This window comes from Actinoplanes sp. NPDC089786 (genome assembly GCF_040684855.1).
Lineage (GTDB): Bacteria > Actinomycetota > Actinomycetes > Mycobacteriales > Micromonosporaceae > Actinoplanes.
The window spans coordinates 108,201-132,071 of record NZ_JBFBGU010000007.1 but is presented as its reverse complement, the minus strand read 5'-3'; the positions used below and the strand labels follow the sequence as shown (position 1 = coordinate 132,071).

General features: G+C 71.6%; 19 protein-coding genes. 10 read left to right on the top strand and 9 right to left on the bottom strand.

The features are described from left to right. Positions 1-18 precede the first annotated feature (18 nt). On the top strand, positions 19-1,089 hold the full coding sequence (locus AB0O15_RS22555) for a lytic polysaccharide monooxygenase (RefSeq protein ID WP_364321669.1): 1,071 nt from the start codon (positions 19-21) through the stop codon (positions 1,087-1,089). A 68-nt stretch (positions 1,090-1,157) separates the two neighbouring features. Beyond that, positions 1,158-2,171 (top strand): LacI family DNA-binding transcriptional regulator, encoded by a 1,014-nt coding sequence (locus AB0O15_RS22550; RefSeq protein ID WP_364321666.1) that lies wholly within the window; start codon positions 1,158-1,160, stop codon positions 2,169-2,171. A gap of 3 nt (positions 2,172-2,174) precedes the next feature. Here the strand turns inward: AB0O15_RS22550 and AB0O15_RS22545 are convergent, their stop codons facing one another. Then, on the bottom strand, positions 2,175-3,578 hold the full coding sequence (locus AB0O15_RS22545) for a serine/threonine-protein kinase (RefSeq protein WP_364321663.1): 1,404 nt from the start codon (positions 3,576-3,578) through the stop codon (positions 2,175-2,177). 686 nt (positions 3,579-4,264) lie between these two features. On the opposite strand from AB0O15_RS22545, the gene AB0O15_RS22540 reads away from it, so the two are divergent. The 3 genes from AB0O15_RS22540 to AB0O15_RS22530 are packed head-to-tail and all read left to right on the top strand — an operon-like array spanning position 4,265 to position 6,875. Then, complete coding sequence (locus tag AB0O15_RS22540) at positions 4,265-4,942, top strand: maleylpyruvate isomerase family mycothiol-dependent enzyme (protein ID WP_364321660.1); 678 nt, start codon at positions 4,265-4,267, stop codon at positions 4,940-4,942. Positions 4,943-4,998: 56 nt separating this feature from the next. After that, the gene (locus tag AB0O15_RS22535) at positions 4,999-6,423 is read left to right on the top strand and encodes a long-chain fatty acid--CoA ligase (protein WP_364321657.1); all 1,425 of its coding nucleotides are present in this window, start codon (positions 4,999-5,001) and stop codon (positions 6,421-6,423) included. Then, positions 6,420-6,875 (top strand): MaoC family dehydratase, encoded by a 456-nt coding sequence (locus tag AB0O15_RS22530; RefSeq protein ID WP_364321654.1) that lies wholly within the window; start codon positions 6,420-6,422, stop codon positions 6,873-6,875. The genes AB0O15_RS22535 and AB0O15_RS22530 overlap by 4 nt, the downstream gene beginning before the upstream one ends. On the opposite strand, the gene AB0O15_RS22525 is transcribed toward AB0O15_RS22530, so the two are convergent. Then, positions 6,866-8,047, bottom strand: coding sequence for an MFS transporter (locus AB0O15_RS22525; protein WP_364321651.1), 1,182 nt, complete (start codon positions 8,045-8,047; stop codon positions 6,866-6,868). The two genes, AB0O15_RS22530 and AB0O15_RS22525, sit on opposite strands and share 10 nt — an antisense overlap. A gap of 149 nt (positions 8,048-8,196) precedes the next feature. On the opposite strand from AB0O15_RS22525, the gene AB0O15_RS22520 reads away from it, so the two are divergent. Next, positions 8,197-9,780 (top strand): RICIN domain-containing protein, encoded by a 1,584-nt coding sequence (locus tag AB0O15_RS22520; RefSeq protein WP_364321648.1) that lies wholly within the window; start codon positions 8,197-8,199, stop codon positions 9,778-9,780. Between the two features lie 180 nt (positions 9,781-9,960). Here AB0O15_RS22520 and fabV read toward each other — a convergent pair whose 3' ends face one another. Together fabV and AB0O15_RS22510 are read right to left on the bottom strand one after the other, a co-directional pair. Next, positions 9,961-11,142 carry an enoyl-[acyl-carrier-protein] reductase FabV gene (gene fabV / locus AB0O15_RS22515; RefSeq protein WP_364321645.1) on the bottom strand — a complete coding sequence of 394 codons (1,182 nt, stop codon included), beginning with the start codon at positions 11,140-11,142 and terminating at the stop codon, positions 9,961-9,963. Positions 11,143-11,160: 18 nt separating this feature from the next. Then, the gene (locus AB0O15_RS22510) at positions 11,161-11,709 is read right to left on the bottom strand and encodes a CGNR zinc finger domain-containing protein (protein ID WP_364321642.1); all 549 of its coding nucleotides are present in this window, start codon (positions 11,707-11,709) and stop codon (positions 11,161-11,163) included. Between the two features lie 73 nt (positions 11,710-11,782). On the opposite strand from AB0O15_RS22510, the gene AB0O15_RS22505 reads away from it, so the two are divergent. After that, on the top strand, positions 11,783-12,733 hold the full coding sequence (locus AB0O15_RS22505) for an EamA family transporter (protein WP_364321639.1): 951 nt from the start codon (positions 11,783-11,785) through the stop codon (positions 12,731-12,733). A gap of 10 nt (positions 12,734-12,743) precedes the next feature. Further along, positions 12,744-14,204 (top strand): benzaldehyde dehydrogenase, encoded by a 1,461-nt coding sequence (locus AB0O15_RS22500; protein ID WP_364321636.1) that lies wholly within the window; start codon positions 12,744-12,746, stop codon positions 14,202-14,204. Positions 14,205-14,859: 655 nt separating this feature from the next. On the opposite strand, the gene AB0O15_RS22495 is transcribed toward AB0O15_RS22500, so the two are convergent. Next, complete coding sequence (locus AB0O15_RS22495; RefSeq protein ID WP_364321633.1) at positions 14,860-15,288, bottom strand: SRPBCC family protein; 429 nt, start codon at positions 15,286-15,288, stop codon at positions 14,860-14,862. 50 nt (positions 15,289-15,338) lie between these two features. Here AB0O15_RS22495 and AB0O15_RS22490 point away from each other — a divergent pair, with 50 nt between their 5' ends. Together AB0O15_RS22490 and AB0O15_RS22485 are read left to right on the top strand one after the other, a co-directional pair. Further along, positions 15,339-16,304, top strand: coding sequence for a TIGR03557 family F420-dependent LLM class oxidoreductase (locus AB0O15_RS22490; protein WP_364321630.1), 966 nt, complete (start codon positions 15,339-15,341; stop codon positions 16,302-16,304). Between the two features lie 2 nt (positions 16,305-16,306). Beyond that, positions 16,307-16,633 (top strand): plasmid stabilization protein, encoded by a 327-nt coding sequence (locus AB0O15_RS22485; RefSeq protein ID WP_364321627.1) that lies wholly within the window; start codon positions 16,307-16,309, stop codon positions 16,631-16,633. Here the strand turns inward: AB0O15_RS22485 and AB0O15_RS22480 are convergent. From AB0O15_RS22480 to AB0O15_RS22465, 4 genes are all read right to left on the bottom strand, one after another. Then, positions 16,620-17,036: a nitroreductase/quinone reductase family protein gene (locus AB0O15_RS22480; protein ID WP_364321624.1), complete on the bottom strand. Its 417-nt coding sequence runs from the start codon at positions 17,034-17,036 to the stop codon at positions 16,620-16,622. The genes AB0O15_RS22485 and AB0O15_RS22480 overlap by 14 nt on opposite strands. A 90-nt stretch (positions 17,037-17,126) precedes the next feature. Beyond that, positions 17,127-18,110 carry a hypothetical protein gene (locus AB0O15_RS22475; protein WP_364321621.1) on the bottom strand — a complete coding sequence of 328 codons (984 nt, stop codon included), beginning with the start codon at positions 18,108-18,110 and terminating at the stop codon, positions 17,127-17,129. Positions 18,111-18,148: 38 nt separating this feature from the next. Continuing rightward, the gene (locus tag AB0O15_RS22470; RefSeq protein WP_364321618.1) at positions 18,149-19,948 is read right to left on the bottom strand and encodes a copper-binding protein; all 1,800 of its coding nucleotides are present in this window, start codon (positions 19,946-19,948) and stop codon (positions 18,149-18,151) included. After that, a complete protein-coding gene (locus tag AB0O15_RS22465) occupies positions 19,945-23,802 on the bottom strand; it encodes a ThuA domain-containing protein (RefSeq protein ID WP_364321615.1) in 3,858 nt (1,285 codons plus the stop codon). Before AB0O15_RS22465 ends, AB0O15_RS22470 begins: the two co-directional genes overlap by 4 nt. Positions 23,803-23,871 lie beyond the last annotated feature (69 nt).

The following is a 23,871-nucleotide window of genomic DNA, read 5'->3' as shown; positions in this document are numbered from 1 at the left end:
GTTTCGGAAAGGACACCAATGAAACGAGGACGCTGGGTCTCGTTCGCGGCGGCGGCCGTTCTCGCCGCCACGACGGGGCTGGTCGCCCTGACCGCACAACCGGCCGCGGCGCACGGCGCGATGATGGCGCCGGGCAGCCGCACGTACCTCTGCTGGCTGGACGGCCTCGACTCGACCGGCGCGATCAACCCCAAGAATCCGGCCTGCGCGGCGGCCGTCGCGCAGAGCGGCGCCACCTCGCTGTACAACTGGTTCGCCGTGCTCCGCTCCGACGGCGCCGGCCGGACCAGCGGCTTCATCCCGGACGGGCAGCCGTGCAGCGGCGGCGCCGGCGGGCCGTACAACTTCACCGGTTTCAACCTGCCGCGCACCGACTGGCCGGTCACCCACCTGACCTCCGGCGCGAGCATGCGGTTCGACTACAACAACTGGGCCAAGCACCCGGGCACGTTCTCGCTCTACATCACCAAGGACTCGTGGAGCCCGACCCGCGCGCTGGCCTGGAACGACCTGGAGCCGCAGCCGTTCAGCCAGGTGGTCAACCCGTCGTCGGTCGGCGGCCCCGGCACGGCGGAGGGCCGCTACTCGTGGAACGCGATGCTGCCGGCCAACAAGACCGGGCGGCACCTGATCTACTCGGTGTGGTCACGCTCGGACAGCACGGAGACCTTCTACGGCTGCTCGGACGTGGTCTTCGACGGCGGCCACGGCGAGGTCACCGGCGTCGGCGACAGCACCCTGCCGCCGCCCGGAGGCGGGGACCCGACCGACCCGACCGAACCGCCGGACGGCTCCTGCGCCGCCGCGTACTCGATCACCAGCTCGTGGGGTGGCGGTTTCCAGGGCCAGGTCACGGTACGCGCGGGCGATGAGGCCCTGAACGGCTGGATGGTGCACTGGACCTGGCCCGGCTCGCAGACCCTGACCCAGGCCTGGAACGGACGCCAGACCTCGGCCGGCTCACTGGTCACCATCACCAACGAGACCTGGAACGGGTCGCTGCCCGCCGGCGGCACGGCAACGATCGGTTTCCTCGCCAACGGGACCGCCCCGGCGGCGCTCAACGAACTGATGTGCATGCCCGCGTGATCCAATCCCTACCCGGGTGGTTGTAGCTTGTGCAGCGACAACCGCTCGGGTTGGGGGAGGCGGGGGACATGACGACGGAACGAAGCCGTGCCTCGGGACGACCGACGCTGGACCAGGTCGCAAGTCGGGCCGGGGTGGGCCGGGGCACGGTCTCCCGGGTGGTGAACGGCTCCGACAAGGTCAGCGCCGGCGCCCGGCGCGCCGTGGAGAGCGCTATCGCGGAGTTGGGGTACGTGCCGAACCGCGCCGCCCGGACGCTGGTCACCCAGCGGACCGATTCGATCGCGCTGGTCATCTTCGAGTCGGGCCGGCGCTTCTTCGCCGAGCCCTTCTTCGGCCGGATCGTGCAGTCGATCTCCTCGGCCCTGGTCGGCCGCAACCTCCAGCTGCTGCTGATGATCGCGCAGTCGCCCGAGGAACGGCACCGCACCGAGGGCTTCCTGACCCGCCAGCACGTGGACGGCGCCCTGCTGCTCTCGTTGCACGGTGACGACGCCCTGCCGGCCAAGCTCGAGGAGCGCGGCGTGGCCACGGTCCGCGCCGGGCGCCCGACCGGCGTCATCGGCGGGCAGACGTTCGTCGACGCGGACAACCGGGGCGGCGCCCGGGCCGCGGTCGAATACCTCCAGATGCGGGGCCGCCGCCGGATCGCGGCGATCGCCGGCCCGCAGGACATGGCGCCCGGCGTGGCCCGGCTGGCCGGCTACCGCGACGTGGTCGGGCCCGGCGCGGTGGTGGTCGGCGACTTCAGCGAGGAGAGCGGCGAGACGGCCATGCGCCGGCTGCTCGACCAGCACCCCGACCTCGACGCGGTGTTCGCCGCCTCCGACCTGATGGCCGCCGGGGCGATGCGGGTGCTGCGCGAGAGCGGCCGGCGGGTGCCCGACGACGTCGCCATGGTCGGCTTCGACGACTCGTCCATCGCCGGGCACACCGACCCCGGGCTGACCAGCGTGCACCAGCCGATCGAGGAGATGGGCGAGGAGATGGTCCGGCTGCTGCTCGCCAAGGTCGACGGCACCGACCTCGGGCAGCACGAGGTCGTGCTGCCCACCCGGCTGGTGCCCCGCGGCTCGGCCTGACGCCTAGGTCCGCTTCACCTCGTCGAGGCGGGCCCGCAGGACGTCGGCCTGGGCGGCGTCGAGGCCACCCTCGCCGATGCGCTGGCGGACCTTCTGCTGGAGCGCGTCGACCCGGCCGGCCACCTCGCCGGCCGGCGCGTCGTCCAGCTGGCCGAGCAGGTTGAGCAGGTCGACGGCCACGTCCTCGCGGATCCGGCCGGCGTCGCGGCCCGCCTCGACGGCGGCCGTCACGTCCTGCACGGCGGCGTCCCGCCTCCCGTCGTTCTCCGTCCCGGTCCCCGTCCCCGTCTCCGTCGCCGGCGACGGCGGTGGGCTGGCCGGCGGCAGGTCCGGCTCGACGGTGACCGTGTGGGTGACGGCGGGCTCGGTCGTCGGAACCAGTGGTTCGGCGCGGTTCTCGTCGCCCGGGGAGGACCAGGAGCCGATCACCACGGCCACGCCGGCCGCGGCGAGCAGAGCGACGACCACGGCGATGCGTCCCGCGGTACGGCGCGGGGGCCGCACGATCGGCACCGTGTGCGCGGGCGCCCGGCCCGAGGTGAACGGTCCCGCCGCGGCCCGGGGAGAGAACGAACGTCCTTTCTCTTTGTTGCCGATCAGTGTGCTCAACTCGTCGCGAACCTCGTCGGCGGGCGGCCGTTTCGCGGGATCGTCCCGGAGGCAATGCTCGACCAGGTCACGGAACGCCACCGGCAGGTCGTCGGGCAGCCGGCCCGGCCCGGCGGTCCGCGCGGCGGCGTACTCCTCCCACGTGTCCACCGGGTAGGGCGGCTCGCCGGCCACCATCTCGAACAGGACCGCGCCCAGCGCGTACACATCGGTCGCGGGTTCGGCCGGGCGTCCGTCCAGCCGTTCCGGCGCCACGTAGGCCGGCGTACCGAACGTCGACCCGGTTTCGTCCTCGTCCGGCGTACCGGTGACCGCGCTGATCCCGAAGTCGAGGATCTTGGTGCCGGTCGGCGTGAGCATCACGTTGCCCGGCTTGACGTCACGGTGCACCACGCTGCGGGCATGGGCCGCGGCCAGCGCCGACGCCACCTCGACGCCGATCCGCGCCGCCTCCGGCCAGGGGATCGGGCCGTCGGTGAGCCGGGCCGCGAGCGACTCGCCGTCCAGCAGCTCCATCACCACGAACGGCGCCAGCGACCCGTCCGGGCGGGGCGACTCGCCGTAGTCGTGGACGGCCGCGATGTGCGGGTGCGAGAGCCGGGCCGCGGTGCGCGCCTCGGTCCACGCCTGGTGCAGCACCTCGGCGGCGTGCGGGGTGGGCAGCTTCAGCGCGACGGCCCGCCCGAGCAGCTCGTCGTCGGCGCGCCAGATCTCCGCCATGCCGCCGGTGGCCAGCCGGTCCACCAGCCGGTAGCGGTGGGACAGCAGCGCCCCTGGTTGTGGCCAGTCCTCGTCCACCTGGGAACCCTCCGCCAAGAGCCTGGTCGCCGTCAACAGGTGCGTTTCTGTGCTACCGCGCGTGCCTCGGTCCTCCTGGCCGACGTCGATCGGACACAGGATGTCAACTACGCCGAAGCATTGTCGCCGCTTGGGGGCCGATATGCCCACTTCCCGTGCATACATTCGTGTCCTGGCTGCTCCGACGGCCGCCCTGTCGACCGCGACGCTACCCGCCCCGCCCGCCTTTGCTCTGCGCACTCATACGCAACCCCCGCTGACCTCGGCTTTCTCTCCGGGGTGCGGCTGAGCACCCCGGCGTCGGCGCCGGCGCCCCTGGTCAGGCGGTTTGCCTAGGGGGTGCATATAGGTGCGCAGAGCAAAAGGGGGCAGGTGCGGGATGGTGCCTTGGACGGATCGGCGCCGGACGGCTGAGCAGCGGGCGACGGCGCTGCTGCGAGCGAGCGCCCAGCGCCAGAAGTATCGGTGGCTGGTCCAGCAGCCGGCCGGACGGTCCACAACAGACCGAGTGGCTGCGGCTCGGTGAGCACCGGGACATCGGGATCCGGCTCGCCGGCGATGAGCTGGCGATCTGGGGACGGCAGGGCTGGACCACGGTGCCGGGGGTCTATCGGACCTAGGTCGGCGGGATGTCGGACACCGCCGCGGAGACTGCGTTTCGGGGGCGCCAACCGTAGAATCCTCACGTGTCTCGCGCATGGAGTGAGGAATGGGCCCGGGAGGGCACCGCCCGGTTCGTGGCGGCGGTCGCCGGGCTCACCGAGGACCAGGTGCGGGAACCGTCGGCGCTGGCCGGCTGGACCCGCGCCCACGTGGTCGCGCATGTCGCCCGCAACGCCGATGCGCTGGTCAACCTGCTGGAGTGGGCGCGCACCGGGGTGGAGACCCCGATGTACGCGAGCCCGGAGCAGCGGGACGACGACATCGAGCGTGGCGCCAAGCGGCCGGCCGCCGAGCTGCGTGCCGACCTGCTCCGGTCGAGTGAGCGGTTCGCGGCCCGGACGGCGGAGATGCCGGCCGAGGCGTGGACGGCCACCGTGCGAACGCGGCAGGGGCGTGCGATCCAGGGGGCCGAGGTGCTCTGGATGCGGTCGCGGGAGGTCTGGGTGCACCAGGCCGACCTCGGCACCGGGCTGACCTTCGACGGCTTTCCGGAAGACTTCCTGATCGAGCTGATCGGGGATGTCGCCGGGCGTCTCAAAGGGCTGTCGGTGCGGATCGAGGCGGCGGGACACAGCTGGACCCTGGGCGACGGCGCGGTGGCGGTGTCGGGCACGCCGGCCGCGGTGGCCGGCTGGCTCACCGGCCGGTCGCCGGGTGATGACGTGCGGGGCGAGAAGCCGGAGTTGCCCGACTGGCTGTGAGCGGGGGAGCGATGCGCAATCAGGGACTCGGATCCTGGCCGGCCCGCCGGGCGCGGATGTCACCTGACCGCGTCGCCCTGACCCACGGCGCGGCCGGCACGACGTACGCGGAACTCGCCTCGGAAGCTTTGGGTTTCGCCCACCGGCTCAGGCGACTGGGCGTGCGGCGTGGTGACCGCGTCGCCTACCTCGGGGTGAACCATCCGCACGCGGTCCGGACCCTGTTCGCGGCGGGGCTGCTCGGGGCGGTGTACCTGCCGCTCAACTTCCGGCTGACCCGCGACGAGCTGATGGTGATCGTCCGCGACGCCGAGCCGGTCGTGGTGGTGGCCGGGCCGGGACACGAGGGCGCCGCGGCCGACCTCGACCTCCCGTCGGTCACGGTCGGTGGCGTGGGCGGCGACCCCATCGACGAGCCGGTGGGGCTCGACGACCTGGCCGTGCTCATGTACACGTCGGGGACGACCGGGCGGCCCAAGGGCGCCATGCTCACCCACGGCAACCTGACCTGGAACGTCTGCAACCACCTGATCGACATCGACCTGCGCGGCGACGACGTGGTGCTGGTGGCGGCGCCGCTGTTCCACATCGCCGCGCTCGCCCAGTCGCTGCTGCCGATCCTGGTCAAGGGCGGCCGGGCGGTGCTCGTGCCGTCGTTCGACCCGCAGCGGGCGGCGGCCACGATCGCGGCCGAACGGGTGACCGTGATGTTCGGCGTACCCACGATGTTCGCCCTGCTTCTGAAGGTCAAGGACGCCGACTTCTCCAGCCTGCGGATCCTCGAGTGCGGTGGCGCGCCGGTGCCGGCGTCGCTGATCCAGGCGTACGAGGACCGCGGCGTGCCGTTCCTCCAGGGCTACGGGATGACCGAGGCCGCGCCCGGCGTGCTCTACCTGGCAGCCGAGGACGCCGCGCGCAGGGCGGGCACGGCCGGCGTGCCGGTGTTCTTCTCCGACGTCCGCGTGGTCACCCCGGACGGCCGTGACACCGCCGACGGCGAGCCGGGCGAGATCCTGGTCGCCGGCCCGAACGTGTTCGACGGCTACTGGGGCCGGCCCGACGAGACCGCCGCGGTGCTCGACGACGACGGCTGGTTCCGCTCGGGCGACATCGCGGTCCGCGACGCCGACGGCTTCCACCGGATCGTCGACCGGGCCAAGGACATGATCATCTCGGGGGGCGAGAACATCTACCCGGCCGAGGTGGAGAGCGCCCTGCTGAGCTGCCCGGGCGTCGCCGAGTGCGCGGTGATCGGGGTGCCCGACGCCAAGTGGGGCGAGGTCGGCCAGGCGCTGATCGTGCGGTCCTCGGCCGTCGAGGCCGCCGACATCCTGAGCAGCCTCGAGGGGCGGCTGGCCAAGTTCAAGATTCCCCGGTACGTACGGTTCGTGGACGATCTGCCCCGGACCGCGTCGGGCAAACTGCTGAAGGCACGACTCCGCCGTGAGTACGGCGGACCCATCGAAGGGACAACCGCATGACGACCGTCGCCAACGGGCTGGCCGAGGTGACCGCCCTGGCCGGCCAGGACCTGGGCGCCACCGAGTGGATGGAGATCACCCAGGAGCGGGTGAACCAGTTCGCCGACGCCACCGACGACCACCAGTGGATCCACCTGGACGCCGAACGCGCCGCGGCCGGGCCGTTCAAGGGCACGATCGCGCACGGCTTCCTCACGCTGTCCCTGGTGATCCCGCTGTTCTCCCAACTGCTGCAGGTCAAGGGCGTCGCGATGGGGATCAACTACGGGCTCAACCGGGTACGGTTCCCGGCCCCCGTCCGGGTCGGCTCCCGCATCCGCATGCTCGGCGCCGTGGCGAGCGTCGAGCCGGTCGACGGCGGCGTGCAGGCGGTGTTCGACTTCACCGTCGAGGCCGAGGGCTCGCCCAAGCCGGTCTGCGTGGCGCAGAGCATCCAGCGCTTCTACGCCTGATCGCTCCATCTCCGCACCGGTGACAGGGCCAGCACGAGGGGGGACAGCAGCATCGCCGCGGCGGCCGCCACCAGGGTGGTCCGCGGGCTCGACGCGCCGGCCAGCAAGCCGCCGGCCAGCGAGCCCAGCGGCTGCGTGCCCATGCCCGCGAAGGTGATCGTGGCGGCGACGCGGCCCTGCATGGCGGCCGGGGTGACCGCCTGGCGGATGGCCATCACCGTCACGTTCACCAGCTGACCGCCCGCCCCGAAGATCACCATCACGGCCAGCAGGAGCGGGAACGTCCAGGCCGGTGACCCGTGCAGGGCCGGGACGACCAGGGCCACGCCGTCCCCGATCAGCGCGGCGCCGACCACCGTCACCCCGTACCCGAGAAGACCCGGCAGCCGCGCCGCCAGGAGTGACCCGACCAGCGCGCCCGGCCCGGTCGCGGCCAGCACCAGCCCGATCGCGCCGGCCGAGAGACCCAGGTCCCGGGGCAGGAAGACCAGGAACGCGGTCATGAACCCGGCGAACGAGAACTGGAACGCCGCCGACGCCAGGCCCACCGCCCGCAGCACCGGCTGACCGGCGACGAAGCGCAGGCCGTCGCGGATCCGGGTGCGGGAGCGGTGTTCCGGGTCGTCGGCGCGCAGCGCGCGGATCGACAGGAACGAGGTCGCGAAGAACAGCGCGCCGGAACCGATGGCCGCCGCGGCCGGCAGCAGCGACACGAGCGCGCCGCCGAGAGCCGGGCCACCCAGCTGCGCGGCCGAGCGGGTGCCCTCCAGAGCGCTGTTGGCCGTGATGAGCTGGTCGCGGCGCAGCAGCCGGGGGATCGACGCCTGGTAGGCGATGTCGAACAGCACCGACATGCCGCCGACGACCAGGGCCACCACGAACAGGCCCGGCAGCGCGAGCCCGGCCACGGCCGCGACGGTCAGGGCGACGGCCCGGGTGAGGTCGGCCGCGACCATCACGTCGCGGGTACGCCATCGGTCCACCCAAGCGCCGGCGAACAGCGCGAGCAGCAGGAACGGCGCCTGGCCGAAGGCGCGGAGGAGGCCGACGTCGGCCGGGGTGGCGTTCAGGGCGAGCACCGCGATCAGCGGCAGGACCGCCGCGGTGGTGTGTTCGCCGAGCTGGGAAGCGGTCTGGCCGAACCAGAGCAAGCGGAAGTCGCGGTCGCGCACGGAGATCCTTCGGGCAGGCTGGTGCCACGCATCTCAGTGGGCGGCACGCGTCGGACGGGTTTCGTCAGCGCGTGCGGGAACGACCGGGCATGGCGGGGACCCTACGCCACCGGCGCGGCCCGGCGTTGACAAATATCGGCAATACATGGATGTTCATCAATGTGATGCGGATCCTCCGGCTCGCTGCCGTCGCCGTCCTCGTACTCGCCGCCTCGCTCGTCGCTCCAGCTCAGCCCGTCCTGGCGCTGGACAACGGGCTGGCCCGGACACCACCGATGGGCTTCAACAACTGGAACTCGACGCAGTGCCGGGCCGAGTTCAACGAGGCCATGATCAGGGGCATCGCGGACATCTTCGTGGCGCGCGGCCTCAAGGCGGCCGGCTACGAGTACGTCAACCTCGACGACTGCTGGGCGTTGTCGCAGCGGGACGCGAACGGCAACCTGGTGCCCGACCCGGCGCGGTTCCCCAACGGGATCAAGGCGGTCGCCGACTACGTACACGGCAAGGGTCTGAAGTTCGGCATCTACACCAGCGCCGGCACGATGACCTGCTCGCCGATCGGGTTCCCGGGCGGGCTCGACCACGAGGACCAGGACGCGCGGCTGTTCGCCTCGTGGGGCGTCGACTACCTGAAGTACGACAACTGCAACAACCAGGGCCGCGACGCGATCGAGCGCTACACCCGGATGCGCGACGCGCTGGCCCGCACCGGCCGGCCGATCGTGTTCGCGATCTGCGAGTGGGGCTCGACCCAACCGTGGCGCTGGGCCGGCCCGGTCGGCAACGCGTGGCGCAGCACCGGCGACATCGAGGACAACTGGGGCTCCGTCCTCAGCATCATCCGGCAGAACTACGTGCTGGCCCCGTACTCCCGGCCCGGCGCCTGGAACGACCCCGACATGCTCGAGGTCGGCAACGGCGGGATGACCGATACCGAATACCGTACGCACTTCGCGCTGTGGGCCATGATGTCGGCGCCGCTGCTGATCGGCTCGGACCTGAGGACCGCCTCCAGCGCCACGTTCGGCATCCTGACCAACGCCGGGCTGATCGCGGTCGACCAGGACTCGCTGGGCCGGTCGGCGTACGTGGTCCGCAACTACTCCGGCCAGTGGGTGTTCAGCAAGGTGCTGGCGAACGGCGACCGCGCGGTGGCATTGTTCAACGAGAACGGCTCGGCCACCACGATCACCACGAGCGCGGCCCAGGTCGGCATGAACGCGGCCGGGTCCTACGGTCTGCGCGACCTCTGGACCGGCGGCGCCTCGACGACCACCGGAACGATCTCGGCGACCGTTCCGGCCCATGGCACCGCGGTGTTCCGGGTGTCCGGCGGGTCGCCCTACGCCGGTCGCCAGCTGGTCGGCCAAGCCTCCGGACAGTGTCTCGACGTGCACGACAACGTGGTGGTCAACGACGCGGCGGCCGAGATCTACCCGTGCAACGGCGGCGCCAACCAGCGTTGGAACTTCACCGCGGCCGGTGAGCTGCGGGTCTACGACGGCACGCGTTGCCTCGACGTCTTCAACGGCGGCACGGCGGCGGGCACCCGCGTCCTGCAATGGGAATGCAACGGCGGCGTCAACCAGCAGTTCCGCCTCAACCCCAACGGCACCATCGCGGCCGTCCAGTCCGGCCTGTGCCTCGACGTCAACGGCGCCTCCACCACCCCCGGCGCCGGCATCATCATCTGGACCTGCCACGCCCAGCCCAACCAGATCTGGACCTGATCCCGCCGCCCCGGTCAGGGTTGGGCGCGGAGCGCCCGGAGGGTGACCACGCACGCGGAATGAAGGTCGCGCGGCTCTGGTTTGGGCGCGCCAGCGGCCAGGAGCCGCGCGACCGGCCCCGGCGGGAGCGGCGGTCAGCACCACCCACCGAGCTACGACATCAAGCCTTTGATCGTGAACTCACGTCGGCCACGGAAGGTCGGGCTCGACCGGGACGTCGTAGTCGACGCCGTCGATGTCGAAGCCGTAGAGGGCGCGGAACTGGGCGCGGAACCAGGCTACGTCGGCCACCTCGCTGATCGTCCCGGGGGTGATCGACGACCAGCGCTCGGCCACGGCGGCCTGCACGTCGGGGGAGAGTTCCCAGCGGTCGAGGCGGATGCGGCCCTGCTCGTCCAGGTCGAGGGGGGCCGCGCCGGTGAGCTGGTCCCACAGCCGGATCGACTGTTCCATCGGGGACTGGAGCGCGTCGCCCAGGACGGCGCGCAGCAGGCTGACGTAGAGGGCGATGCCGGGGATGGCGGTCGACGCCTGGGTCACCGCGGCGCCGTTCACCGAGGTCAGGGCGCGGCCGCCGACCGGCTTCAGGAGGTCGGTCAGGCCGGCCGCGGTCGACTCCAGGTGGGCCTTGGCGGCGCCGATCGTGCCGTCGCGGTAGATGGCCGAGGTCAGCTTCGAGCCGATGTAGGTCAGGGCCACCGTCCGGAAGCCGTCGCGCAGCAGGCCGCGGTCGGACAGGGCGGTGATCCAGCGGGACCAGTCGTCGCCGCCCATCACGCGGACCGTGGCGGCGGTCTCGGCCTCGTCGGCGGGGTCGGCGCTCAGCTCGCGCAGCGCGGGGGTGCCGTCGCGGTCGAACTCCAGCGTGCGGGTCGTATGGGCGGCGCCAAGGGGCTTGATGACCGACTGGAAGGTCTCGCCGGTGTCGGGGTCGGTGCGGCGGGGCGCGGCGACGCTGTAGATCAGGTGGTCGAGGCCGCCGAAGCGCTTGGCCAGCAGGTCGAGGGTCTCCTGCTTGGTCGCGTCGGCGAAGGCGTCGGCGTTCAGGAAGGTGAAGTCGCTGCCCGCCTCGGCGGCGAACTCGGCCGTGGCGATCGTGCGGTACCAGCCGGCGGTCGCGGTGCGGCGGCCGGGCGGGCGCTCGAAACCGATGCCGACGCCCTGGATGCCCTGCCGGGCCAGGCCCGCGACGGTGGCGGCCAGGCCGTAGCCGGCGCTGGAACCGATCACCAGTGCCGTCGGCCGCCGGGACACGGTTGCGATGGGAGGCAGCGCCGCCCGGACGCTCTCGACGCAGCCGGTCGGGTGGGAGTCGAGCAGGAGGAAGCCGCGCCCGGTGGGGCGCACGATACGTTCAGCCACCGGCACATCCTGCCATGCTCACGGTCGGACGCGGCCGGCCTTGCGGGCGCGGTACGCGTTGACGGCCGCCCGGTTGCCGCAGCCGGCCTCGCAGAAGCGCTTCGAGCGGTTCTTGGACAGGTCGACGAGCACGTTGTCGCAGTCGTCGGCGGCGCACCGGCGCAGGCGGCTCAGCTCGTCCTCGCGGATCATGTCGACGAACGCCATCGCCGCCTCGACCATCATCCGGGTGGCCAGCGGGGCCTCGGACGGGGCGGCGTGCAGGTGCCAGCTGAACTGGTCGTGGCGGACCAGCTGGGGGAGCGCCCGGCCCTCGCGGAGCAGCTCGTTCACCAGGACGACGATCTGCTCCTCGCCGGCCGCCTCCCAGACCTGGCGCAGGCGGGGGCGCAGCTTGTGCACCGCGCGCAGCTCGGCCTCGGTGCCGGCGCGGCGGCCGGTCCACTGCCAGGTCCGGTAGAACGCGTCCAGAGCGGCCAGGTCGGGCAGCTGCTCGCCGCCGTCGGTGGTGTTCACCAACGCCGCCGCGCCGGCCAGAGAGATCTCCGTGTCATGGGCGAAAATCATCTTGACTCCTGTCACGCCCGGGTCCTAGTGTCATGAGCATAGCAATGTTTGACTCATGACAGGGGATGGGGCTATGCGTCTCGGGCTGCTGCTGGCGCTGCTGTCGGCCGCCACCTTCGGAACGTCGGGCATCTTCGCGCGTTCACTGCTCGACGCCGGCTGGTCGGCCGGGTCGGCGGTGGCCGTGCGGGTCGGGCTCGGCGCCGTGCTGCTGGCGATACCGGCCCTGATCGCGATGCGGGGGCGCTGGGCCGCGCTGCGGCGGTCGGCCGGCCCGATCGGGCTGTTCGGCCTACTGGCCATCGCGGCCGCCCAGGTCGGCTACTTCAACGCCGTCCAGCGGCTGCCGATCGGGGTGGCGCTGCTGCTGGAATACTCCGGCATCCTGCTGGTGGTGCTGTGGATGTGGGCGGTGCACGGGCAGCGGCCGGTGCGGCTCACCGTGGCCGGTGCGGTCACCGCGCTGGCCGGGCTGGCGCTGGTCCTCGACCTGACCAGCGGCGCCCGCTTCGACCCGCTGGGCGTGATGTGGGGGCTGATCGCCGCGGTCGGGCTGGCCGGCTACTTCGTGCTCTCGGCCCGGGTCGACCCCGAGCTGCCGTCGATCGCGCTGGCCTCGGGCGGCATGGCGGTCGGCGCGGTGCTGCTCTTCGGGCTGGGCGCGGCAGGACTGCTGCCGATGACGTTCACCTTCGGCCAGGTGACCCTGGCCGGGCTCCGGGTGAGCTGGCTGGTGCCGATCGCCGGGCTCGCGGTGGTCGCGGCCACCATCGCGTACGTGGCCGGCATCGGCGCCGCGCGGCTGCTGGGCGCGTCGCTGTCGTCGTTCGTCGGCCTGACCGAGGTGCTGTTCGCCGTCCTGTTCGCGTGGCTGTTCGTCGACGAGCTGCCGACCGCGCTCCAGCTCGGCGGCGGCGTCCTCATCATCGGAGGCATCGTGCTGGTGCGGCTGGGCATGGATCGAGCCGGCCCCGATTCCACTGAGCGGAAGGCGCCACTCCCGTCTGTTGAGGCAGCTGCATAGCGTCCCGGTCATGACACTCGTCGGCGATGGTGCGTGGCACGGCAAGATCTGGACCGGGGCGTGGGCCGACGGTGGCGGCGACGCGTACGACGTGGTCGAACCGGCCACCGGCGATACGCTGGGCACGATGGGGCTGGCCACGCCGGCCGACGTCGCCACGGCCGCCGCCCGGGCCAAGGAGGCGCAGGTGGCGTGGGCCGGCCTGCCCCACGAGGAACGCGCCGCCGTGCTGCGCCGCGCCGGCGACCTGCTCAACGCCAACGCCGGCGAGATCAAGGAGTGGCTGGCCCGCGAGACCGGCGCCATCCAGCCGTTCGGCGGCTTCCAGGTGCACACCAGCGCCGCCGAATGTTACGAGGCCTCGGCGCTGCCGTCCCACCCGTATGGCGAACTGCTCCGCACCGGCCTGCCCCGCCTCAGCTTCGCCCGCCGCGTCCCGGCCGGCGTGGTCGGCGTGATCGCGCCGTTCAACGTCCCCACGATCCTGGCCATCCGCGCCGTCGCCCCGGCCCTGGCGCTGGGCAACGCGGTCATCCTGAAGCCCGACCCGCGCACCGCGGTGACCGGCGGCGTGGTCTTCGCCCGGATCTTCGAGGAGGCCGGGCTGCCCGCCGGCGTGCTCCAGGTGCTGCCCGGCGGCGCGGACGTGGGCGCCGCGCTGGTGACCGAGCCGGCCGTACGCGTCATCGCCTTCACCGGATCGACCCGCGCCGGCCGGCTGGTCGGCGAGCTGGCCGGCAAGCACCTCAAACGCGCCCACCTCGAGCTGGGCGGCAACTCGGCGCTGATCGTCATGCCCGACGTCGACGTCGCCGCGGCCTCCTCGGTCGGCGCGTGGGGAACCTTCGCGCACGCCGGCCAGATCTGCATGGCCACCTCCCGCCACCTGGTGCACCGGGACATCGCCGAGGAGTACACCGCCCAGCTGGCCGAGCGGGTCGCGAAACTGCCGGTCGGCGACCCGTTCCGCGAGGAGGTGGCGCTCGGCCCGCTGATCGACCAGGCCCAGCGCGACCGCGTGCACGGCCTGGTCTCGTCCAGCGTGGCCGGCGGGGCGACGCTGCGCACCGGCGGCACCTACGACAACCTGTTCTACCGGCCCACGGTCCTGGGCGACGTGCCGGTGTCCGCCCCCGCGTACGCCGAGGAGATCTTCGGCCCGGTCGCCCCGGTGACGCCGTTCTCGTCGATCGACGAGGTGATCGCGCTGGCCGCCGACACCGACTACGGGCTGTCGCTGGGCATCCTGACCAAGGACGTCTACGCGGGCCTGGCCCTGGCCGAGCGCATCCCGTCCGGCCTGGTCCACATCAACGACCAGACGGTCAACGACGAGGCGGTGGCCCCGTTCGGTGGTGTCGGCGCGTCCGGCACCGGCTCCCGCCACGGCGGCCCGCAGGCCAACATCGAGGCGTTCACCGAGACCCAGTGGGTCACCCTGCGCGGCGATCTGCCCTCGTACCCGATCTGAACCGCGGCGGCGAGACGCCCACCTCGCGCTTGAACGCGCTCTCCGACGGGACATGGTGGCCGCGCGGGCCGGCTCGACCAGCTGCCACGGCCGCCCCGGCTCGGCGTGCATCAGGCCCACCGCCGGGCGCAGCCGCTTCGTGCTCAGTGATCCCCGGCTTCTTCGTCTCACCCAACTTCAAGAGCGGCAGCGGCTTCCGCCGGGGCGCAAATTGTCGGCCCGCCACCCCCAGATCAAGATCAAGAGCGTGATGTCGTAGCTGGGTGGGGTGTGCAGACCGCAGCTCCCGCCGAGGCCGGGCGCGCGGCTCCAAGGCCGTGGCCGGCCAGAACAGAGCCGCGCACCCTTCGTTCTGCGTGCGTGGTCACCCTCCGGGCGCTCCGCGCCCAAACCACCACTCCGGGCCGAGCCGTTCCGCGCCGGCGCTCCGAGCCCGACCCCTCCGCCGGCGCCTTTGCTCTGAGCGCGTATAGGCACCACTTGGATGGCGACGACATCCGGATACGCCAACATCGAAGTGTTGCCTATACGCGCTCAGAGCAAAGGGGCGCCAGAGGCGGGGCTCAGGGGCTGAGGGGCTCAGGAGCTGAGAGGAAGGCGGCTGGGGGCCGCGGTCGGCGCCGTCGAGGACGCCTGGATGGGGACCGCGGGCGGGTCAGAAGCGGGACTGGAGGCCGGTTATGCGGCCTGCCTGGGCCTCGCGGGCCTTGCGCAGGGCGTAGGAGCGGAGGAACCACGGCGTGTGCAGCTCGACCGACTCGACGAGCGTGCAGCCGGCCTCGGTCGGCGTCAGGGTGACGGTGGAGGTCAGGCGGACCCAGCCGGGGGAACGGACCGAGCTGACGACCTCCAGCGGGGTCGGGAAGGTCATGGTCACGTCGATCGCGTTGTCCCAGTGGAACGGGCCGAAGCGGAAGCGTTCCGCGGCCACGTAGCGGGTCGAGGCGCCGGTGACGCGGATGTCGCGGACCTCGACGACCAGGGGCGCCAGGCCGACGTAGCTGTGCGGGTCGGACAGGAAGGCGTGGACGTCGGCCGGGGGTGTGGCCAGGCTGGTCGTGGTGCTGAAGTGGTCGGTGGGCATCGATCCATGATCGGGGACCCTGGTTTGTCCGTGCGCGGCGGGGGAACCCGATGAGTATGCGTTTCGGATACAAGTTGTTCGCCGAGAACTTCGGGCCGCGGGAGCTGATCCGGCAGGCGGAGCGGGCCGAGGCCGTGGGATTCGACTTCGTCGAGATCAGTGATCACTACCATCCGTGGGTGGAGGCGCAGGGGCATTCGCCGTTCGCGTGGACGGTGCTGGGCGCGATCGCCGCGCGTACCCGGGATCTGGGTCTGGCCACCGGCGTGACCTGCCCGACGGTGCGCTACCACCCGGCGATCGTGGCGCAGGCCGCGGCGACGTTGCAGATCGTCTCGGACAACCGCTTCACGCTGGGCATCGGGGCGGGGGAGCGGCTCAACGAGCACGTGGTCGGTCAGGGGTTCCCGAGCGTCCGCGGGCGGCACGAGCGGCTGGCCGAGGCGCTCGACATCATCAACCTGCTGTGGCAGGGCGGCTACCGGTCGTACGACGGGAAGCATCTGACCCTGGAGGACGCGCGGGTCTTCGACCTGCCGGAACAGCTGCCCGTGATCGCGGTCGCGGCCGGTGGGAAGGACGCCGCGGAACTGGCCGCGACGCATGGTGGCGGGCTGTTCACGACCGAGCCGCGCAAGGATCTCGCCGAGACCTACGCGAAGGCCGGTGGCCAGGGCCCGCGGTACGCCGAGGTCGCGACGGCCTGGGCGACCAGTGAGGACGCGGCGGTCGAGTCGGCGCTGAAGCTCACGCCGTGGGCGGTCACCGGCTGGAAGGTGATGAGCGAGCTGCCGAACCCGGTCAACTTCGAGGCCGCCGCGGCCACGGTCACCGCCGACGACATCCGCGAGCAGTTCGTCGTCGGGCCCGACCCGCGCAAGTACGTCGAGCAGGTCAAGACCTACGCCGAGGCCGGGTACGACCACCTGGTGCTGATGAACGCCGGCCCGGACCCGGACGGCTTCCTCGACTTCTACGACAAGGAACTACGGGACGTGCTCACGAAGGAGGTCTGATCATGCCGGCTGGTTCGAGCCCCAAGCGGGAGCGGCAGTACGAGCACATCAAGCAGGGACTCAAGAAGAGCGGCCGGTCCGAGGGTGTGGCCGAGGAGATCGCCGCGCGGACCGTCAACAAGGAACGCGCCCGGGCGGGCGAGTCGCGGACGGCCAGCAAGAGCTCGCTGAAGGACGTGTCGTCGGGCCACCGGGGCGGCAAGCGGTCGCACAGCGGACCCGGCGGCCGGACGAAGGAGCAGCTCTACAACGAGGCGAAGCAGAAGAACATCAAGGGTCGTTCCTCGATGTCCAAGGCGGAGCTGGAGAAGGCCGTCAACGCAAAGTGATGACGGCGACCGGGAACTTGCGGTCGGTCTTCGTCTCGTAGTCGGCGGCGTCCGGCCAGTACGCGCGCCAGATGCCGTACAGGCGGTCCCAGTCGTCGTCGCGGCCCGGGCGGACCACACGGTGGTCCGCCTTCACCGTGTCGGTGTGGTACTCGACGGTGACCGGGCCGTCGACCGCCTCCAGGTTGGCCACCCACACCGGGTCGGAGGGGCCGCCGCCGGCGCTGCCGCAGACGATGAACGTGTCGCCGTCGGACGCCGCCACCAGCGGGTTGATGGTCACCTTGCCGGTCTTGCGGCCCGGGGTGTGCAGCAGGAGGGTCTCTTTGCCCTCGAAGTGGCCCCCCAGCACGCCGTCGTTGGCTCGGAACTGCTCGATGATCGTGTCGTTGAACGAAGCCATGCCGCCAAGATTAGTTGACGCCGGGAAATTCCACCAAAAAAGTGGGAGCCCGGCGGCCATCAGGTCCGCCGGGCTCCCGGAAACAGCAGATTACAGGTTGGCCGCGCCGGCCGCCGTGGCCTCGGCCACCGCGTCGGTGCGCCGCTCCGACGCCCGGGCGTCACGCGAGCCCGAGCGGTCGGCCGTGACCGACTTGGCGGCCTTCTTGGACGCCGCCGCCGTCGCGGTCGAGTCGCCGACCACGCCACCGCGGATGCGGTTGTTGGACGCCACCACGGCCGCCGGGTTGTTCGTCTGCACGGTCAGCACGCCGTCGATGATGTTGTCGTCGACGGTCACGCCGCCCTGGGTGTTGGTGATGCTGACGTCCCGGCCGAAGTAGCCACCGGACGCGCAGCCGTCCAGGGCGCCGTTCGGGCCGAGCTGCACGCCGCCGAGGTTACCGGCGAACGTCGCCTTGCCCCGGACCGCGCTGCCGCAGACCACGCTGCCGGTCGCGCTGTTGAGCACCGAGAGCTGGCCGTCGACGAACGAGTCGTGCACGTCCGTGTAGTAGGTGCCGGAGCTGTTCACCGCGCCGGTGACCTGGGTGTTCTGGTCCAGGCGAACCTCGCCGGCGCTGGCGTTGACCGCGCCGGTGATGGTCGAGCCCTCGACGAACAGGAACGAGTCGACCGTCGACGCGCCCTTGGCCCGGACCGTGATCGTGCCGGTCCGCGCCGACTTGAGGAAGACGCCGTAGCCGCCGGACGCGACCACCACGGTCCCGCCGATGTCGGAGTTGCCGGCGTCCAGGTACCCGTTGGCCGCGACCTGCACGTTGCCGCTGACGTGGCCGCCGGTGACGACCAGGTTGGCCCCCGCCGCCACGCTGACGTTGCCGGTGATCGTGGTGCCGGTCAGCGCGCACGACTCGTTCGGCGGGACGTAGAGGTCGTTCGGCACGGTGACGGCGCCACCGGTGCCGATGCAGTAGGTGACCAGGTCGGCGCTGGCCGGCGCGGCGCCGACGAGGACACCGGCGGTGACGGCGGCCGTGGCCGTGGCGAGCTGGGCGACTAAGCGTCTGCGCATCGTGGATCTCCCCGATTCGTCGGTGTTCGAAAGATGGGTCATGAGCCGACCGTCGATCGAGCTGCCGCCCGGACGATGGCGCCCTGCTGCCGCGGGGTGAGCGTGCCCGGGACGAGCGGTCCGGTGACCGTCTCGACGTGCCGGACGAACGCGGCGTGGTTGGGGTAGGGAGCGAACTCGGCGACCAGGTCGTTGACCGTGCAGCCGTCCCCGGTGTCCCGGTTCGGGACCCTGGTGTCGTCGGTCCCGATGATCACCGTGGGCCGGGTGTCCGAGGCGGGACAGGCGTCCTCGCCCGAGGTGACCACGGTGAAGGTCACCGACTTCTCCGGCGCGGTGTTGCCGGCGTTGTCGGTGGCGCGGTACTTGAGGGTGTGCGCGCCGGCCGTCCGGACCACGACCGGGGCCGTGTAGGTCGTCCAGCCGCCGGCGTCCAGCGCGTACTGGATCCGCGCCACGCCCGACTCGCTGTCGGTCGCGGTGACGGTCACCGTCGCGGCGCCGACGAAGTTGCCGTCGCCGTCCTGCTCACCGGCCGCCGAGGCGGTCGTGGCCGGAGCGGTGGTGTCCGGCTGCGGCGGGGCGACCACGGTGAAGGTCACCGACTTCTCCGGGGCGGCGTTGCCGGCCTGGTCGGTCGCCCGGTAGCGGAGCGTGTGCGCGCCCACGGCGGTCACCGCGACCGGCGCGGTGTACGCCGTCCAGGCGCCCGAGTCGAGCTGGTACTCGACGGTGGCCACGCCGGAATCCGCGTCGGTGGCGGTCACCGTGACGGTGGCCGTACCGATGTAGTTGCCGTTGGTGTCCCGGGAGCCGGCCACGGTCGCGTTGGTCGCCGGGGGAGTGGTGTCCGGCGTGGGCCGCGCGACGACGGTGAACATCGCCATCTGCTCGGCCGACCGGTTCCCGGCGTTGTCGGTGGCGCGGTAGTGCACCATGTGCGAGCCCGGCGTGTTGACCACGACCGGCGCCGTGTACGGCTGGTACGCGCCGCCGTCGACGTTGTACTCGATCAGGGCGACCCCGGAGTCCGCGTCGGTGGCGGTCACCGTGACGGTGGCCGTACCGATGTAGTTGCCGTTGGCGTCCTTGTCACCGGCGATCGTGTGACTCGCCGAAGGCGGGGTCACGTCCTCGTCGCCGGGCTCGACCACCGTGAACGAGACCGAGCCGACCGCCGAGGTGTTGCCGGCTTTGTCGGTGGCCCGGAACTGCACCGAGTGGTCACCGAGCTCATCGACCACGACCGGTGCGGTGTACGGCAGGAAGCTGGTGTCGTCGACCTGGTACTCGACCGTGTCGACCCCGGACCCGCTGTCGGTCGCGTTGACCGTGACGGTGGCCGAGCCGACGTAGTCGCCGTCGTCGTTCCGGTTGCCGGCCACCGAGCCGGTCACCGTCGGCGGCGTGGTGTCCTCGACGGGCCCGCCGGTGACGGTGAACTCGCCGACCATCGTGCTGTGCCCCGGGATGGAGCAGAAGTACCGGTACTTGCCCGGCGTCAGCACCACGTCGATCACCCAGCGGCCGTTGTTCTGGTCGAACGGGCTGGCCAGCTGGTTGACGTTGACGTCGTGGTTGTAGCCCTCGGCCGAGGTGTCGAAGGTCAGCGTGTGCGGCATGCCGATGTTGTTGCCGGTCGCCTCGCTGTTCTCCCACACGATCGTGGTGGCGCCGGCGACGGCCGACGACGGCGCCGATTTGTAGCGGGTGATGTCACTGTCAGCGGTCCAGTTCAAGGTCTGCACCGCCGCCGCGGCGGGGGAAGCCCCCGCCACGACGAAGGTGCTGACCAGCAGGACCAGCGCCGCGAAGGCAGCGCGGATCTTTAAATTCACAGGGGCCTCACGCGAATGTTGCGGAACTCGATGAGATCGGCGTCGCCGTGGTTCTGCAGCCCGAGGAAGCCCTCGGTGAACTGCCGCAGGTCGGTCGGCGGGTCGCCGGCCCGGGACGACTGCTTGCCCGGGGTGTTGTCGAACTGCTTGATCACGACGCCGTTGCGGATGATCGTGTAGCGCTGGCCGACCACCCGGAGTTCGTAGTCGTTCCACACGTTCTTGGCCGTCGGCCGGGCCTGGGTCAGGTTGTTCGGGTCGAAGTTGTAGATCGACCCGGTCTTCTGCGGCTCGCCCGGTTCACCGTCGTAGATCTGGATCTCGTGCCCGCAGTAGATGGCGACCCAGGCCTGCGAGTCACGTGCCGACCCGATGGTGTCGCATCGGCCCGCCGGCCGCTGGGCCAGCGGGGTCCGCGGGTCGGGGAACCGGGCGAACAGGCCGCTGTTGGCCCGCCCGGTGCCCGGCGCGATGTCCTTGAACTGCGTCTTCATCGAGAAGTTGGCGTAGTTCTTGGTGTAGTACAGCATTCCCAGGCCGCCCGAGGAGCGCAGCGACCCGTCCGGCTGGATGTTCCACTGCCCGGAGGGCGCCATCTCCCAGCCGTTCAGGGAGGTGCCGTCGTAGATCGCCTCGGTGTCCGCGTGTCCTTCGCGGCCGATCGCCGACGCCGCCGCGAGCCGGGTCAGCGTGCCCGCCTCACGAGCGGTCAGCCGGCCCGCGTCCTGCTGGGCCTTGGCCACCGCGGTGACGTGGCGGACGAAGCTGTCGTGGTCGTCCCACGCGGCCTCGTCGTCGATCAGGTCGTTGATCGTGCAGCCGCCGGTGGTCGCCTTGTTCGGCACACCGGTGTCGGTGTCCTCGAGGAACACCGTGCCGCGCTGGTCCGGCACCGCACAGCCGACGTTGACGACGGTCTGCACGGTGGACTTGATGCCGTCCGCGTAGGTGATCGTCAGCTTGGCCGTGAAGGACCCGGTCCGGGTGTACGTGTGCCGCGGGTTCGCCTCGGCCGACGTGGTGCCGTCGCCGAAGTCCCAGGCCCAGCTCACGCCGCCCGACTTCGAGCCGGTGAACTGGTAGGTCAGCGCCCGGTTCTGCACCGCGACCGAGGTCGCGGCCGGCGCCGGGGTGGCCGGTCCGCCGGTGTAGATGGTGCGCTGCAGCTTCTGGTTCGGGGTGAGGCTGAAGAAGCCGCCACCGTAGTCCAGCGTGTAGAGCGCCCCGTCCGGACCGAACTTGGCGTCCATCCAGTCCTGCACCCGGTTGTCGGCGCTGCCGCCGGGGAAGATCGCCCGCAGCGTCTCCGCGAACGGAGGCGGCGACTGGGTGGGCACGCCGGCCGGGTCGACCGTCACCGCGACGCGGTTCTGGGAGTTCGACTCGTCACCGATGAACCACTTCTTGTCCCAGTAGCTCGGCCAGGCCACGCCGCTGTTCTGGTCGACCAGCTCGGTGTGGTAGGTCGGGCCGGACATCACGGCCTGGCCGCCGCCCCGCAGGTACGGCTCGGTGTAGGTGGCCTGCGCCGCGATGTACGACGGGATGCCGCTGCCGTCGGCGCGCGGCGGGAAGATCGGGCCGCCACCGTCCGGCGCGTACCAGATCATGTTGTTCCGGGCCGGCGGGATGTCCACCAGGCCGGTGTTGCGCGGCGAGTTGTTCTTCAGGTTGTCGCAGTTGTACCAGCCGGTCAGGACGGTCGCGTCGGTGTTGCTGCGGTCGCGGTACGGCTGCTTGTTGCCCATGCAGTACGGCCAGCCCTGGTTGCCCGCCGAGGTGATGATCGTGGCGGTCTCGTACTTGGCCGGGCCGAGCTCCGGGTTCGGCGAGGCGGCGTCCGGGCCCACCCAGGCGGCGGTCAGCCACTGGGTCACCGGGTCGATCTGCAGACGGGAGATGTTGCGGACACCCATCACGTAGATCTCGGCGCGCGTCTTGTCGGTGCCCGGCGGGAAGAGGTTCCCCTCGGGGATCGTGTACGTGCCGTCCGCCTCCGGGTGGATGCGGATGATCTTGCCGGCCAGGTCGTTGGTGTTGCCCGAGGTACGGCGGGCGTCCTGGAACGAGATGCCCTGGTACTCCTGCGTCCAGTTGTTGCCGGAGTAGCCGCTGGAGCCTTCGGACGAGTTGTTGTCGCCGGAGCCGACGTAGAGGTTGCCCTTCGCGTCGAACGCCATGCCGCCACCGGCGTGGCAGCAGCTGTGGATCTGCACCGGGAACTGGAGCAGGTCCTTGCGCGTACCCTGGTCGATGGTCTTGGCCGCGGGGTCGTAGGTGAACCGCGAGACGGTCCGCTGGCCGACCCGCTTGACCCGGTCGATGCTGTTGTGCGGCATCCAGTAGACGTAGAGCCAGTGGTTCTCGGCGAACTTCGGGTCCGGCACGATGCCGAGCAGACCCTCCTCGTTCTTCTGCAGCTCGCCGCCGGCGCCGCGGTTGCCCATCACCTCGAGCGTGGTGAGCAGCTTGACCGTCTTGGTGACCGGGTCCCACTGGTGGATGGTGCCGCAGCCCTTGCCGACGTTCGGGTTGTCCCAGCTCTCGATGAAGCCGGACGGGCAGGCCGCCTTGCCGACGTAGAACACGGTGCCGTCCGGCGCGATGGTCAGGCCGTGCGGCTCACCGATCTGGTCGAGCTGGCCGGTCTGGTTGCGCGCGGTCAGCCGCTCGGTCTTGTAGTTGGCGGCGATGGTCGCCTGGCAGTCACCGCGGACGATGCCGGTGGTCCACTGCAGGGCGCCGGAGAGGTGCTTCTTGAAGGCGTCCTCGCCGTAGCTGCCCGAGGTGTGGCCCATGCCGGTGTAGAAGGACCGGCCGCCCTCGTAGTCACGGCACCAGGAGACCGGGTGGAACGCGCCGTTCGCGCCCTGGCCCGGGTTGTAGTGCCGTTCCTCGACCTGCGCGACGGTGTGCACCGTGCCGATCGGGTTCGGGTCCCAGTTGTACCAGCGGTCGGTCCGGGTGACCTTGAGCGGCAGCGACTTGGTGGACGGGTGCTGCCGATCGAGGATGTCGACCACCGACTGCACGGCGGCCGGCGGCTGCGGCGCGGTGGTGCTGCCGGCGAACAACCGCCAGTCGGCCAGCTGGATCAGCGGCTCGCCGTTGTTCGCGGTGATGTTCAGCCGCCAGTAGCGGTAGGTGGCCGGCGTGGCCAGGTCGAACCGCTTGTTCTGGAAGCGCTCGGCCCAGCTCTGTCCCGCGCGGGTCTCGACGTTCTGCCAGTCCGAGCCGTTGGTCGAGCCCTGGAGGGCCCAGTCCTTCGGGTCGCGCCCGGGGAAGTCGTTGGCCGAGGTCAGCGCGTATCCGGTGATCGCCTTGGCGCTGCCCAGGTCGTAGGCCACCCACCCGGTCGGGTTGAAGGTCAGCCACTTGGTGCCGGAGTCGCCGTCGGTGAGCTTCTCCTTGGTCTCGTTCGGCGGGTTCTCCGCGCTGGCGGTGACCGCCGAGACCGGCTCGGCGTTCGGCAGCGCGCCGACCGGGCGGGTGCCGATCAGCCCGGTGAACCAGGCCGAGTCGAGCTGCGCCTGGGCCGCGTCGCCGATGCCGAGGAAGCCGCCGCCGGACTTCACGTAGGCCTGGAGCGCCTGCTCCTGCGCGGCGTTCAGGGTCGCCTTGTTGGCCGACAGGAACACCACCGACCGGTACGCGGACAGTCCGGCCGTGGTGAACGCGGCCGGGTCGCTGGTGACGGTGACGTCGGCGCCGGCCGCCGCGCCCAGATCCTCGATGGTCTGGGCCGCGGTGGCGACCGGGTCCTGCTGGTCGGCGGCCGGTCCGTGGAAGACCAGCACCTTGATGTCCGCTGCCGCCGCCGCGGTCTTCGGCGCCGCCTGTGCCAACGTTGTCATCGTCGGCGTCAGCGACACCACGACCACGGCAGCCGCGGCTCCGGCGAGAGCCCTGTGTATCCGGCCCCC